This window comes from Geitlerinema sp. CS-897 (assembly GCF_028368005.1).
In the GTDB taxonomy this organism is placed as follows: Bacteria; Cyanobacteriota; Cyanobacteriia; order Cyanobacteriales; family Geitlerinemataceae; genus Baaleninema; species Baaleninema simplex.
In genome coordinates, this window is record NZ_JAQNCQ010000088.1 from 13,062 (window position 1) to 26,498 (window position 13,437).

At 49.5% G+C, this 13,437-nt stretch carries 11 protein-coding genes and 1 pseudogene; 6 read left to right on the forward strand and 6 right to left on the reverse strand.

Annotated features, from left to right (window positions below; genetic code table 11):
• The first annotated feature begins 13 nt into the window (after positions 1 to 13).
• On the forward strand, positions 14 to 1,045 hold the full coding sequence (locus POG22_RS04485; RefSeq protein WP_498903856.1) for a DUF2325 domain-containing protein: 1,032 nt from the start codon (positions 14 to 16) through the stop codon (positions 1,043 to 1,045).
• Between the two features lie 130 nt (positions 1,046 to 1,175).
• Here POG22_RS04485 and POG22_RS04490 read toward each other — a convergent pair whose 3' ends face one another.
• A complete protein-coding gene (locus tag POG22_RS04490; protein WP_498903858.1) occupies positions 1,176 to 2,057 on the reverse strand; it encodes an SDR family oxidoreductase in 882 nt (293 codons plus the stop codon).
• Between the two features lie 2,004 nt (positions 2,058 to 4,061).
• Between POG22_RS04490 and petC the strand changes: the two genes are divergently transcribed.
• Positions 4,062 to 4,595: a cytochrome b6-f complex iron-sulfur subunit gene (gene petC, locus POG22_RS04495; RefSeq protein ID WP_498903860.1), complete on the forward strand. Its 534-nt coding sequence runs from the start codon at positions 4,062 to 4,064 to the stop codon at positions 4,593 to 4,595.
• Between the two features lie 75 nt (positions 4,596 to 4,670).
• Here petC and POG22_RS04500 read toward each other — a convergent pair whose 3' ends face one another.
• The 4 genes from POG22_RS04500 to POG22_RS04515 all read right to left on the reverse strand — a co-directional run bounded on the left by POG22_RS04500 (position 4,671) and on the right by POG22_RS04515 (position 9,305).
• Complete coding sequence (locus tag POG22_RS04500) at positions 4,671 to 5,318, reverse strand: leucine-rich repeat domain-containing protein (protein WP_063719522.1); 648 nt, start codon at positions 5,316 to 5,318, stop codon at positions 4,671 to 4,673.
• Between the two features lie 89 nt (positions 5,319 to 5,407).
• Complete coding sequence (locus POG22_RS04505) at positions 5,408 to 8,071, reverse strand: C39 family peptidase (protein WP_498903862.1); 2,664 nt, start codon at positions 8,069 to 8,071, stop codon at positions 5,408 to 5,410.
• Positions 8,072 to 8,147: 76 nt separating this feature from the next.
• The gene (locus POG22_RS04510; RefSeq protein ID WP_063719520.1) at positions 8,148 to 8,582 is read right to left on the reverse strand and encodes a peroxiredoxin; all 435 of its coding nucleotides are present in this window, start codon (positions 8,580 to 8,582) and stop codon (positions 8,148 to 8,150) included.
• A gap of 234 nt (positions 8,583 to 8,816) precedes the next feature.
• Positions 8,817 to 9,305 carry an allophycocyanin subunit alpha-B gene (locus tag POG22_RS04515; RefSeq protein WP_063719519.1) on the reverse strand — a complete coding sequence of 163 codons (489 nt, stop codon included), beginning with the start codon at positions 9,303 to 9,305 and terminating at the stop codon, positions 8,817 to 8,819.
• Positions 9,306 to 9,377: 72 nt separating this feature from the next.
• On the opposite strand from POG22_RS04515, the gene rlmD reads away from it, so the two are divergent.
• The 4 genes from rlmD to POG22_RS04535 all read left to right on the forward strand — a co-directional run bounded on the left by rlmD (position 9,378) and on the right by POG22_RS04535 (position 13,001).
• On the forward strand, positions 9,378 to 10,790 hold the full coding sequence (rlmD, locus tag POG22_RS04520) for a 23S rRNA (uracil(1939)-C(5))-methyltransferase RlmD (protein ID WP_498903863.1): 1,413 nt from the start codon (positions 9,378 to 9,380) through the stop codon (positions 10,788 to 10,790).
• 37 nt (positions 10,791 to 10,827) lie between these two features.
• Positions 10,828 to 11,460, forward strand: coding sequence for a Uma2 family endonuclease (locus tag POG22_RS04525; protein ID WP_498903865.1), 633 nt, complete (start codon positions 10,828 to 10,830; stop codon positions 11,458 to 11,460).
• Between the two features lie 178 nt (positions 11,461 to 11,638).
• Positions 11,639 to 12,046, forward strand: coding sequence for a hypothetical protein (locus POG22_RS04530; protein ID WP_498903867.1), 408 nt, complete (start codon positions 11,639 to 11,641; stop codon positions 12,044 to 12,046).
• Positions 12,047 to 12,143: 97 nt separating this feature from the next.
• Positions 12,144 to 13,001 carry a hypothetical protein gene (locus tag POG22_RS04535; protein WP_498903868.1) on the forward strand — a complete coding sequence of 286 codons (858 nt, stop codon included), beginning with the start codon at positions 12,144 to 12,146 and terminating at the stop codon, positions 12,999 to 13,001.
• Between the two features lie 262 nt (positions 13,002 to 13,263).
• On the opposite strand, the pseudogene POG22_RS04540 reads toward POG22_RS04535, so the two are convergent.
• Positions 13,264 to 13,374 (reverse strand): annotated as a pseudogene (locus tag POG22_RS04540) (IS630 family transposase); the annotation flags it as partial.
• Between the last annotated feature and the right edge of the window lie 63 nt (positions 13,375 to 13,437).

The window sequence follows — 13,437 nt, forward strand, 5'->3', positions numbered from 1 at the left end:
TGCTCTAGACCCTATGGACATTACAGACCTCAACGACCTCGAAAGTTCGGTAAACAGTTTGTTGTCGTTGGCAAAAGCCGAACTTGAAGAAAAACGTCTCCAACAACAACGGGAAGAACAAATTCAAGACGCCATCAAGGATATCGAACAACGTCTACAACCTCTGTTAGCGCAAGTCGAAGCCATGTTGCGCCAGTACGATGCCGAACAAATTGACGACAGCATCGGACGGCAAAAACTCGATGACAAAGCCAAAGAACTACGCCAACAGCTTGAAAGCGCCCCGTTGTTAGCCGCCCAACTCGTCGATCGCCAACTCATCTTATATGAAGAACGGCTGCTCGACGAACAACTGGCAGAACAAACGAATCAGTGGCGACACGCTCTCAAACACGACCTTCTCGATACGATTTCCGAACAGCAAGATTTCTTTAGTGCAACAGACGCGGCTGTGGCCGTTCGCGGTTACGCGAGCGATCTCAAAGCGATCGGCGCTCTCGAAGAAATTGTCGAATTCCTCATCGAACGGATTAACGAACTCAGCGAAGAAGGACCCGTCGCCCGTCTGCGTGGAACCCACGAACAGACGTTAAATTTTATCTACCACAAAGCGATGGAAAATCGCTCTCGGGTCGAACGTCCGACAGAAGTTCAACCAAGAACTCGCCATCGCACGTCGGCGAAACGCCCCAATCCTTACGCGGCGTTATCGGGAAAAGTGGTTGTCTTTGGTGGTCACGATCGCTTAGCAACGTCGGTGAAAAACCGCTTGCGGGAGTCAGATGTGGATTTAGTGTGGTGTACGGCACAAGACGGCTTACAAATGGCACAGCAAGCTGAAAGCCACATCTATTCTGCGGATTTACTTTTAATTATCACCGGATATGCCAGCCACTCGCTGACGGAAAAAGCGGTGCAAGTGGCTAAAAAAGCGGGCAAAACCCCGGAAACGATCAACACGACGGGAATGACGCGAGTGTTAGAGGCGATCGAATATGGTTTAAAGACCCAACTCCTCGCCAATCAGTTCTCGAAAACCGCCTGACGGAATGGTGAGGAGATACTGAAATTTCCGGATTTCTGAACATTGACTCTCGAGTCTTTGTTTCTCGAATTCCCTTATCGTAGGGTTGTTGTTGGCAACGACCCTACGGTTTTTTATCGGTCGATTTCTCTCAACTCGAGACGAGGTAGCGACGCAGGAAACTTTCGAGGGATTCCATTTGAATGCCGAAGACGGACTCGAGGGTGTGAATTTCCTCGGAAGTACAGAAAAATTCGTTCGCGAGTAGGATACGCAAGGTTCCCAGGGAACGTTGTAAGTCTGGGTTGACGAATCCCAATCCCGTTCGGATTCCGTCGAGGACGGACAGGGGAAGGTTGAGAACGATAGGCTCTTTGTTAAAGACGCGGCTAAAGATTTTGGGAAAGTCTTCCCGTTGCAAGATTTCCGGGCCGCCGACGGCGAAGATACGGTTTCTCGCTGCTTCGACAGTCGTAGAATCGACGGCGATTTGCGCGAGATCGTCGGTACTGACGATCGACGTGCGGTTTTTCAGGTCGCCAATGGCGAAGTAAATTCCCGTGTGTTGGAAGCGTTCGGCGAGGGGAAGCAGGTTCGAGGCGAATCCCGAGGGTCGCAGGATCGTGTAGTTGAGGTTACTTTTTTGGAGGTAGTTTTCCACTTCCCGTTTGGCTTTGAAGACGGGGGAATCTTGATAGCCGCGATCGACGCCTAAGACGGAAGTATATACAAAGTGTTCGACGCGAAACTCTTTTCCGAAATCGATGAGGTCGATATTGGCGCGGTAATCGACATCTTGAGCGTTTCCCGACCCCGAACCGTGAGCGCTCACGATGTAGCGCACGTCGCGACAGGCTTTGCGGACATCTCTTTCTTGGCGCAAGTCTCCGATAAAAATTTCGGCTCCCCGCTGTTCGAGTTCGGCGTAGTTTGAGGACAGACGCACGAAAGCTCGAACGGGAAGGTCGCGATCGCGCAGCAATCGCACGATGCGTTTTCCAAGACCGCCAGTCGCACCTGTGACGAGATACATAGCTGTTTTTCGATAGGTTTTACAACGAGAGGGCTTGCAATAGCACTCTTTCTTCTTATTATGTCCAGTTTTGAGGAGATGCGAGATACGATATGGATTTGTCGTGAGAAACTGAGGTTTAAGAACGGCGATCGCTTCCAGTTTAACTGGCTTCTGGCCGGTCTACTTCTACCAATCTTCTTCAAAGTAGTTTTTCAATCTGGACTTACGCGATTAAGCCTTACCCACACTAAATGTAGAGGTCGGTGTGCATTGCCCATCCTAAACATGGGGTGAATGCGTAAGTTCTGTCAATATTGAAAATTTCGATATGATGAACTGTCTCTATAGCCAGCCCAACTGATTCGTAAAATCCTGTAACCTGAAAGTACTGTAACACGGCGATTCTAACTACAGAGAGCGTTCACAACTCAAATGATTCTGCTATACTATAGCAAACCTAAATCAGTTGTGTCACAAAATTGAGACAAAAAGGGAATCGGGAACGGGGAACGGGGAACGGGGAACGGGGAATCAGATTTTTTTGGGTGTTTTAATTTTTGACGACTCATTTGGGACTTCTATATTCCTTTTCGATCGAGCGAAACACAAAACGAAATATTTTTGAATTTAGCATGACGACCTTGTAGTCCAGATGATAAAAGGGTCTCCTGAGATTACGGTGTGATTTGTTATGAATAATACGAGATTGAACCGGGCGCATTGCCATGACGCCCGTAAAGCAAGGGTTTTGACCGGGTATAAAATCCGCTTATCACCTCAAACTTTGAAAACCCTGATAAAACCACAAGAATACCTCTATTAATAAAATCTATTTTTCGGATTGTTTAACCCAGTTTTTATCTTTCTTTTTCTTCATTTTCGATAGATTTAAATTTTGTTTAATACGAAATCCGAATCTCAAATACTGGTTTTTCCTAATCTGACAAGTCCCTCTCTGTGTCCTCTGTGTTTCTGTGGTGAAGACTCCTAAGACTTACGCAGTTCGATCGAAAATACATTAAATGGAGAGGTCGGTAGGCATTGCCCACCCAGCCCTTTCAAGGTGAACGATGATATGGATTAAGGAGGCGCTGAGTAGACAAGTGACGATGCCTTCGATCGACAATAAGGGGAGGTTTCTGGCGCTTCGACCCCCTGGGTTGTTTCAGGAAAATCTTGAGATTGACCCGTGTCGCCAACAGCAACAGTTGTTGTGCGACGCAAGCTGGAGCAGCATCTCGCCAAGAGTGCCAGGAGGAAGGCTCGAGGGCAATCTGCATACCTCGATAAGCGGGCGCATCAGTTTGAGGGAGATTGGTGAAAATGGCAATTTCGCTGTCGCCGTCACGGGTCGGTTGTTTCAGACGAACCACAACCCGCCGCAGGTCTAAGGTTTGACCCTGATAGGTTAAGCGAATCGGTTACTCGAACACCCAGCCGGTTTCCGTTTCCCCGACCGGCTCGAGCTCGGCTAAAGCCTGCCAAGAGGGAGTCCCGTGTTGACCGTCAGGGCAAGGAAACACATCCGTCACCAATTGCCGAGAAGGGTCGAGGACTACCAGACTCTTTCCAGGCAGGGCTTTAGCGGCATAGGGACGCAAGGCTTTCAAATGCCCACCGACCTCTACATTTGGTGTGGGTAAGGCTTAATCGCGTAAATTCAGAAGGAGATGAGGAGATGAGGGGATGAGGGGATGAGGAGAGCGGCAGAAGGGGAGCAACTGTCCTCACTGATGACGGGTCACTGGCAACTGGCGACTGCGAACTTTACACTTGTTGACAATTCTACTGATTAGTTGTAAAGTAATTTATAGATTGCAAAAAGTTCTCAATCCCAATTGTCAGACGCGCCAGGGCGTCCAGTCGGCTTATACTGTCCGAACTGGCGCGTTTTCTGGATGTTTCGTTCTCGATCGCCCGCCTTCTTAATAGGAAATTTTATAGATTAACGACGGGCGCATGGAGGATCGCGATTCAACTTGCGATCTAAATATCGATGCAGTGCCATATAGGAGGAAAGTTATGGCTGAGAGTTTACCACTCGAACAACCGGATATGTCACGCCGTCAACTGCTGAATTTCCTAACGGGGGCGACGGTCGCGGCTGCTGTTGGCGGTGCGGCGTACCCCGTCGGGAAATACTTCACGCCCCCGGCTGAAGGGGACGGAAGCGGCGCACTCGTCGCCAAAGACAAACTCGGGAATATCATTCCCGCTTCGCAAATTCTGTCTCAACCCGTAGGAACCCGCGCCCTGATTTCGGGATTGGCGGGAGAACCGACCTATCTCACCGTAGAACCGGGTCAAAAACTCAACGAGATGGGCATTGTGGATAACTGCACCCATTTGGGCTGTACTTTCCCCTGGAACGACACCGCCGCAGAGTTCCAATGCCCCTGTCACGGTTCCCGCTACGACGGTCAGGGGAACGTCTTGCGCGGTCCGGCGAACCGTCCGTTGAAATTGGTGAAAGTCGCCGTTCGCGACGATCTCATCTGGGTTGCCCCTTGGACGGATCTCGATCCGCGCACGGGTGTGACGCCTTGGTGGGCGTAGGTCAGTGAAGAGGTGAGAGTGAAGAGTTAAGAGTGAAGAGACCCCCGGTTTGGTCAGCTAAACCGGGGTTTTTTGTTAGTTCCCAATGAAACAGAGGGCGTCGGGGTTGTTGGGGCAAAGTTGCCGGGCGACGGGGTTTCCGTGGACGTAAGCCCGCTCTAAGTTGGGTAGGGCGTAAAGTGGGTTGACGTTGCGGATTTGGTTGTTGCTGAGGGCGAGTTCTCGCAAGCCTGTCATAGACGAGAGGGGAGAGACATCGCTAATTTGGTTGAAATTGAGAAAGAGTCCTTCGAGGGTCGTTAGAGAAGAGAGAGGGGCGAGATCGACGATTTGGTTAGAACCGAGATAGAGGCGATCGAGATCGGTCATCGTCGAAAGAGGAGAGAGATCGCTAATCTGGTTCGAGTGAAGGAAGAGTTGTCGGAGGTTGGTGAGGGAGGCGACGGGGGCGACATCGACGATATCTTCATCGCCGAGAAGAAGCGTTTGTTGGCGCGCGAGAAACTCTGTAGCGCGATCGCAATCTTTCGTTCCCGCCCGTTCGAGAAGGACTTCGACCGTATGGGCGGCGTCAGCGGATAAGGTCGATCGATTGGCACACCAATCGGTGAAACTTTCGTAGGTTTCGAGTTGTTTGGACTCAACGGCGGAAGTTGCGAACTGAAGGCTTCCCAAAATCATTGTTAGTACGAAACCGACGAAACCGAACCGTTTTACGTTCATTGTCGTTACGATCGTCAAAAAAGAACTAAGGTATTGATACCATTGGTTTACGGCAAGCGATCGCAAATTTCCCGATTTTTCCTTGAGATTCAATTGGGATATATAAAGTGCGACCAAACGTTGCCGTCAGTTCCCGCCTTTTCGATCAGATAGTTGTTGGGATAGAGTAACTTCGCGCCATAGGTGTTGGTGTATCCCGTCAAAGCGTTTCCCCAAGGGTCGTTGACGATGAGTCCCGAGGGAGTGTAGCCGATGACGGTGACGATGTGACCTGTTGCGGTAAAGTATCCCGGTAGAATGACCGGACGACCTTCGGCGATTTCCTTATCGATTTCCTTCCAACGGCAGTTCGTGCGGAAAACAGTACGGTAGCCGTAGGCGCGAATCATTTCTGAGAGGACGGCGTGGTTCGTCTGCGCCCCGACGCCGTAGCGTTGCACGATCCATTGAAACAGTTCTTCTTCGAGTTGAGAGCTGTAGGTGGGGCGCAAGCCGTAGTAATAAAACACCATCGCGATCGCCGTCGTGTTGCAAGTTGCCCAGGAATAGCTGGGGTTGTCCCGTTGCGAGAAATAAGGAACCCCGAGTTCCTTGCGATCGGGCATTTTCGGAAACAGGTCGATGGTGGTGCTGCCGCGACGAACCCAGGCGTGTTCGGCGAAAATATAGCCGGTGTTACCGTAACCGGGGAGTTCTTCAGTGAGGGCGGCTTTGATATGTCCGGCTTCCGTGGTGTAACTCGAGACGCCGTAAACCCGTCCGAGGGGAAGCGTGGTTTTGTCGCTGCTGGGGAGTTGAGAACTTTCGACGGGGCGACGTTTGAATGCCGTTTGTTGCAAGATGGTAATCGTGAGCGCCTCGGGATCGTAAGGTACAGATTTCCCCTGACGCAAGAGTTCCACGTGGTTGGCGTAGACGTAACCGACGTTGCCGAAACCGGGGATGGATTCGGCCAGGGTGACGCGGAAATGACCGGCGATGGAGGCGTAGCCGAGAACCCCGAAGGTTTGGCCTTGCAGCAGTCGCGTTTTGCGGTTGGCGGGTAAACTGGACGCCGAATCGGTGGAAACTTTGATGTGGGTGGTTTCTGTGACCAACAGTTGGCCGGTGAGGGGTTGTTCGGGAACGTTGGCCACTTGAAACACGAGGATGCGATCGCCCTTTCGCAGTTGCACATGGGGTTCGTAAAAATAGCCAAACTCGCCGACGGGGGTGAGGGAGGTTTTCAGGCGAACTTGTAAATGACCGTAGACATAGCCGTAAGAGCGCACCGGTAGAACCGTATCGGCGGGGATTTCGATGGCCCGATCGATATCCAGGCGATCGGAATCGATGGGCGCCACTTTAAACCAGCTATCCCGTACCGTTCGGATCGTGAGTTCTTCGCCGAGGGTGAGGGGATCGGTACTGACCGTAATATAGATAATTTGGTGGTCTACAGCTGCACCGCTGCGGTTGGTGGCCTTCAGACGCAGCCAGCGCAATCCCGCTTCCTGAAAGCCGCGATCGAGCCGAACGACCCAAGTTCCCGCCGTCGAATTCGCCGTGACGGGAAGTGCGTGTTTGTCTTCTGCGACGACAGACACCGTCGTCACCTGGTTTGGATCGAAGCGTCCCGAGAGGGTCGTCGGTTGACGGACTAACACCTCCGTCGGTCCCGTGTAATCGAGAGTTGGGGAAAGACTCAGCGGTTCGTCACCCCGTTTGAATTCCACGAAATCGGGAAACAGATATCCCGTGTTGCCGAAACCGGGAAAGTTTTCGGTCAGGGCGACTTTGATGTGGCTGGCTTCCCACTGGTAGCTGGCGACGCCGTAAATGCGGGTGGCGGGAAGTTGGACGTATTCCGATTCGGGAAGTAGCGACGAATCTGTGGGACGTTTTTTCAGCGGCGTATCCCGTAAAATCGTGACGGTTACTGCTTGGGGATCGTACTGCAACCACTGTCCGTCTTTATTGATGCGAACGTGTTGGTTGTAGAGATAGCCGACGTTGCCGAAACTGGGAATTCCCATGCCTTCTTGCAGCGTGACGCGAAAATGTCCGTTGACGCAGGCGTATCCGGTAATGAAGAAGACTTGTCCTTTGAGGAGTTCGGCTTGCTGCGTCGGCGGTAGCAGCGTCGAACTCTCGGGCATCATTTTAATTTTCGTGTCGCGGGTAATCCACAACAGATGAGTTCCCGGTGGGGCTTCGGGAAGGCGGTTTTCGTTGAATTGTAGGGGTAGACCGCCGACGTACAGTTGGATGTGAGGTTGGTAGAGATAGCCGAAGGTGCCGACGGGGGAGAGGCGATCGTCGAGTTCGACGGCGATATGGTTGCCCCGTAGGGTGTAGCGGTTGGCTTCGAGAGTCGTACCACCCTCGACGCGAATTTTTTGGGTGTCGTCCAAACTCGAGGAGTCTAGAGGGGCGGCTTTAAACCAAGTTTGTTGGAGAACTTGGACTTGAAGGGAGTCTGCCGTGACGAGAGGTTGCCCGCTAACGGTCAGGTAAAAGGTTTTGGTCTCGAGAACCGTTCCGTTGGCGTCCGCTCCCTTGAGGGAGAACCAGCGAACTCCTGCGGTGTTCAGACCGCGATCGAGCTTGACCTGCCAGGTTCGACGACTGGGATCGAGCGTGACGGGAAGCGGATATTTATCTTCTGCGGCGACAGAAACTTTCGCAATCTGTTGCGGGTCGTAGGTTCCCGTGAGGACGGTCGGTCGCTCCACGAGAATTTCTTGCGGACTGGAATACGTCAAAACACCCATAAGGAGCGCGAAGAATCGAGAGTTGAATCCATTCTACCTCTCGATTCTTCACTGCTGGAACGGATCGGGCGTTCGACTAGGAGACGACCTCGAGTACGTCTTTGGCGTGGCTGGAGGTGTTTACTGTGTCGAAGACTTTGGCGATGTTGCCGTCGCTGTCGATAATATAGGTGACGCGCTTAGCGTAGCCACCGCCTTCTACGTCGTAGGCTTTGGTGATGGAACCGTCTACGTCGGCCACCAGTTGGAAAGGTAAGCCGTATTTTTCTGCGAACTGTTTGTGAGAGGCTTCGTCGTCCATGCTGACGCCGAGAACGACGATGTCTTTCCCTTGAAATTCGGGATAGGAATCGCGGAAGCCTTGGGCTTCTTTGGTGCAGCCGGGGGTGTCGTCTTTGGGGTAGAAGTACAGAACGACGGTTTTTCCTTTAAAGTCCGAGAGTTTAACGGTGTTGCCGTTGGTGTCTTTGGCAGTGAAATCGGGAGCAACAGAGCCAGTGGATAGTGTCATGGAAGCTCCTTACAAAACTTAATATTTTCTCTTGTATCGTATCATTCTTGACGGAATCGTGCAGAATCCCGACCGAGATTTGGGGGTTTCGTTCCCCGAGAGAGCCGGAGGTCGAGCCTCCTAAGAATTCCCATCTTCTGGCGGGGAACCCGAGCCAAAAAATAGAGGGACGTTGCAGCGCAACGTCCCTCCGGTGGGATTTAAAGGAAGATGTCAAAGAACGAGCCGCCCGACTTATGCCGACATCGCTTGAATGATGTAGTCGAAGTAAGGGGCTGTTTCCTCAGCATCTTCAGAACTTAGCAACGCCAAGGACGCGTCTTTTAGGCAGCGCATGGCTTCTACCATTCCCGGCATGGGAACGCCCAGAGCGTTGTACATTTCCCGCGCACCGATAATTCCGATGGTTTCGATGGGTTCTTTGTCGCCTGCGAGGACGCCATAGGTCACCAGACGCAGATACCAACCGTAATCGCGAATACACTGGTTGCGTTCGCGGTTGCCGAACGCGTTACCGCCAGGAGCGATAAAGTCAGGGCGACGCTTCCACAGTTCTTGACTCGCCTTGTTCACGATTTTTTTCTCGTTTTCAGCGAGAGTTTCGACAATGCGAAGCCGCTGTTCGCCTGTTTGAAAAAATGCTTGGATGCCCTTCAGCTCGCCGCTGCTGGGGTAACGGAGTTCGTCGTCGGATTTTAGAATAACTTGACTAACAACGCTCATGGTTTATAGAAATCGTCTCAAGATACGAATACTATAGGTAGTTTAGCGACTTTGCGACTCTCAACGAAATAAATGTCAACAATACAGCCGTCGGATAACACGCTTTGGCAACAGGGGCAATCGATCGCCCTCGATATTGAGGATCTCGCCGATAGCGGGGATGGTGTGGGTCGTTGGCAACAGCGGGTGGTGTTCGTTCCCGATACGGCCATCGGCGATCGCGTGTTGGTGCGTTTGGTGCGGGTGAAACCCCAGTACGCCAGGGGTAAGGTTCTGGAACTGCTCGAACCCTCTGCAAACCGACAGCGACCGCCTTGTATTGTTGCAGATAAGTGCGGCGGTTGTCAGTGGCAACACATCGAGTACGGGGCGCAGTTACAGGCGAAACGCCAGCAGGTGGTGCAGACGATCGCGCGGATTGGCGGTCTCGAGGATGTTACTGTCAACGAGGTTCTCTCGACGGGGGAGTCTCTGGGATATCGCAATAAGGCGACGTATCCGATTCAGCGATCGCCTACGAAACAGATTCGGGTGGGGTATTTTCAAAAAGGAACTCACAAGCTGGTCAATTTGAATCAATGTCCGGTTCAGGACGATCGCCTCGATCCGTTTTTGGCGCAAATCAAACAGGATATTCAGGCACGGAAATGGTACGTTTACGACGAGAAAAGTAATAAAGGCGAGGTGCGCCATCTGGGATTGCGAGTCGGACGGCGCACGGGAGAGGTGCTGTTGACGCTGGTGTCGCGATCGACGGAGTTACCGGGGTTGGAAGCGCAAGCGAAAGCCTGGTTGCGGGAATATCCCGAGTTGGTGGGGGTTTGCGTCAATATCAATGGAAAACGCACGAATCGGATTTTTGGTGAGAAAACGGAGTGCATCGCTGGAGAGTCGTTTTTGACGGAGGAGTTCGCGGGGTTGCGGTTTCGGTTGGGTGCGACGGCGTTTTTTCAGGTCAATACGGAGGCGGCGGAGTTAATTTGGCAGGAGATCGATCGCGAGTTGGATTGGAACGGTGAGGAAACGGCGATCGATGCTTATTCTGGAATCGGGACGTTTTCGCTGCCGTTAGCCCGTCGGGTGCGTCGGGTTATCGGTTTGGAAATTCACGAGGATTCTGTCAAACAAGCGCGAGAAAACGCTCGATTAAATGACTTGACAAATGCGGATTTTTATGAAGGTAAAGTTGAGTCGTTGTTGGGGGAGAATTCGCCGATTTTCCAAGGGGAACCGGAACTGAATCCGCATTTGGTGTTACTCGATCCGCCACGTCAGGGATGCGATCGCTCGGTGTTGGAGGCGTTGTTACGACTGAGGAGCGATCGCATTGTTTACGTCAGTTGCAAACCGGCGACGTTGGCGAGGGATTTAGGGATATTGTGCGAGTCGGGAGTGTATGCGATCGATCGGATTCAGCCGGTGGATTTGTTTCCCCAAACGGCGCATATTGAGGCGATCGCGTTTTTACACAAAATAGACCAGTAATCTGTAAAGTTTCCCGGTTTTCCGCAGTCGTTGGGATGTGAGATGGGAAGTTAAAATTAAAGTCAGTTCGGGAGGGCGATCGATGTCCGTAACGGTACAGTCAAAACAGTTCACCTTGGATGAATATCACCGTTTAGTCGAGGTGGGATTTTTCCGGGAAGGCGATCGCGTGGAATTGATTTTCGGGAAACTTTACGAGATGGCGGCGAAAGGAACGCGACACGAAACGATTTTGCGGCGGTTGCTGCGAGAACTGTTTAAAATTGTGGGCGATCGTGTGACGGTTTCCTGTCAGTCTCCGATTGCAATTCCGAGTTTGAATAGCGAACTGGAACCGGATGTCTCGTTACTGCGACATCGCGAGGACGATTATTTAAATTCCCACCCACAACCGGAGGATGTGTTGCTGGTGGTGGAAGTGGCGGATTCGTCGTTAGAGTTCGATAAAACCGTCAAGTTACCGCTGTATGCGTCTGCGGGAATAGGGGTGTTTTGGTTGGTAAATTTGGTGGATAACACGGCGGAAGTTTACCGGGAACCGTTACGGAAGCCGTCGGGAGAGTGGGGATATGCGAGTTGTCGCGTGAGGCTTCCCCAAGAGGAACTGGAGGTTCCGGGTGTAGAGGGGGTTCGGTTGTTGTTAAATCGGGTGTTTCCGCCAGAATCGTGAGGATAAAGGTTCGCGAGGCGATTTCATTGCATATTGAGGGTTTAGAACGCAATAGGCTCTAAGCTTGACCCTCAATTCAAAAACACCCCAGATAACCCAAAATTATAACTTTATGCTTGACTACCAACCTTAACGAAGATTACTATAATCAAATAAACTTGTGATTGCTTGTTAAGTCATGGAAGAATTCGCTGGATTGGTAGTTCTCTGCCGAGAGCTATGGAGACTCATCAGTGACGAAGACATTATTACAGCACTCAAAAAACAACTGGGGTCTAAAGTGGCAGACCAAATTGTTAATGGAGTTCGAGACTTATTCGATCGTGAGTCTGGATTAAAACAGTTAAATCAAGCTCAAGAAGATCCGAATGTGCTAGAAGCTGTAATTGAAGATGTTGCCACTTCGGCTTGTCAAGACTCTGACATAAAAAAAGAGTTAGAGCATTATTTCTCTCAACTCAGGCAAGCTGAGTCCAAAATCAATACTACTAATGTATCTGGAGTTACGCAAAATCTATATAAGAGCCGTGTCATGGGGGATGTTGTAGGCGGCGATAAAGTAGGAAGAGATAAATTTCGTCTGTAACTTTCTCTTCCCACGCGGACAACTTTTAGAACTTGAATTAGAACACCCAAATGTAGTATGGCGTGTTGTAAGCTACCTCTTAGGCGGCTTGTTTCTGTTGGGTGTTACATTAGTATGGCTGCTTTTTGGTTTAGCCGCACAATATTCTTTTCCATTTTCTACAACATTTCAATTAATAAAATGCTTGTTTTCCGGAAACCTTAAAGAGCAAATAAATATAACGCAAAAAAATATTCAAGATAATTTACATATTCAAAAAGGTTTGCTTTATACAGAAGATAGCAAAAATAAGGTAAAAGATTTATCCAAACTAGATTCACAATACTGGTTAGTGACAAAACTTATTGAAATTTTATCTATGGGTGCGTCTGAGACTTCCAGTCAAGAAGAAATACTTAATTTTTTAAACTTTTATAGAGCCGAGCTGCTAGAAGAATTAATCCCACTACAAAAACAATATTATCCACTTTGGTCTTATCTGACATCCAAAGAAAGTAGTAGAAGTATTCTTTTAATGGATAGTTTGGTAACCAAATTATATGCAAATTATACTCAAGCAAGAGATAATGTTGGTCAAGCCAGTTCAGAAAATATAGAAGAATTAATTTTAGATTTTGAAATAGAACTAAGACAACTCAAGGATAAAATGCGTAATCAGGAGTATTTAATACTACAAAAATTTTACTATCTGTTAGATTGGATATCACAACAAAACCTAGGGGAGACTATAGACAACTCTAAAAAGAAGCAAGTAGAGTCCTCAGTTATTGGAAATCATGCATCTAAAAAATATCATGTAAAATATGGGTGCGCGGATTACAAGAGACTATTAAACAGCTTTCAAAATCCGAGGGAAGATTCATCTCATATCGAGTTAATGACCAGCCCCGATATTGCCGAAAACTGCGGACTTGAATTGTGTAAAAAATGCAAAGAAAAAATAAATAAACTTTAAAGTGATTTACAAGTAACAAATCTATATAGCAATCCTAAATGGTTTGCGGAAACAGATCGGCTGAAAACCCTATACCACAATGATTCATATTGAAAACGATCCGCAAACGAATTCATACTGCTGGGCATCTCGATTAATTCAAGCTTACTGAGAAAAAGGCTCTGCTATCGAGAATGGAAAACGAGATTTCAAGGGTTTCAGCCGTTGAGTTTTGAGCTAGAATCAATTTTTCGAGGTTCCCTGCTATATATCTATAGCAATCTTAAGTCATTTGTGGCAAAAATCCATAAGAATACAGCTTAGGAAAATCAAAAACTTGGCCATCAGCAAATATCTTAAATAACTCTTTAACTCTTTTAAATGAATCACATAAAAAAGGGTCTTCGGAGTTTGTGGTTAGAAATGTATAACATAATACAAAAAATCGAGAACTCGA

Excerpts from the sequence above, each read along its gene's own strand:
- POG22_RS04485 (WP_498903856.1), top strand. The coding sequence starts at position 14 with ATGGACATTACAGACCTCAACGACCTCGAAAGTTCGGTAAACAGTTTG.
- POG22_RS04490 (WP_498903858.1), bottom strand. The coding sequence starts at position 2,057 with ATGTATCTCGTCACAGGTGCGACTGGCGGTCTTGGAAAACGCATCGTG.
- petC (WP_498903860.1), top strand. The coding sequence starts at position 4,062 with ATGGCTGAGAGTTTACCACTCGAACAACCGGATATGTCACGCCGTCAA.
- POG22_RS04500 (WP_063719522.1), bottom strand. The coding sequence starts at position 5,318 with ATGAACGTAAAACGGTTCGGTTTCGTCGGTTTCGTACTAACAATGATT.
- POG22_RS04505 (WP_498903862.1), bottom strand. The coding sequence starts at position 8,071 with ATGGGTGTTTTGACGTATTCCAGTCCGCAAGAAATTCTCGTGGAGCGA.
- POG22_RS04510 (WP_063719520.1), bottom strand. The coding sequence starts at position 8,582 with ATGACACTATCCACTGGCTCTGTTGCTCCCGATTTCACTGCCAAAGAC.
- POG22_RS04515 (WP_063719519.1), bottom strand. The coding sequence starts at position 9,305 with ATGAGCGTTGTTAGTCAAGTTATTCTAAAATCCGACGACGAACTCCGT.
- rlmD (WP_498903863.1), top strand. The coding sequence starts at position 9,378 with ATGTCAACAATACAGCCGTCGGATAACACGCTTTGGCAACAGGGGCAA.
- POG22_RS04530 (WP_498903867.1), top strand. The coding sequence starts at position 11,639 with ATGGAAGAATTCGCTGGATTGGTAGTTCTCTGCCGAGAGCTATGGAGA.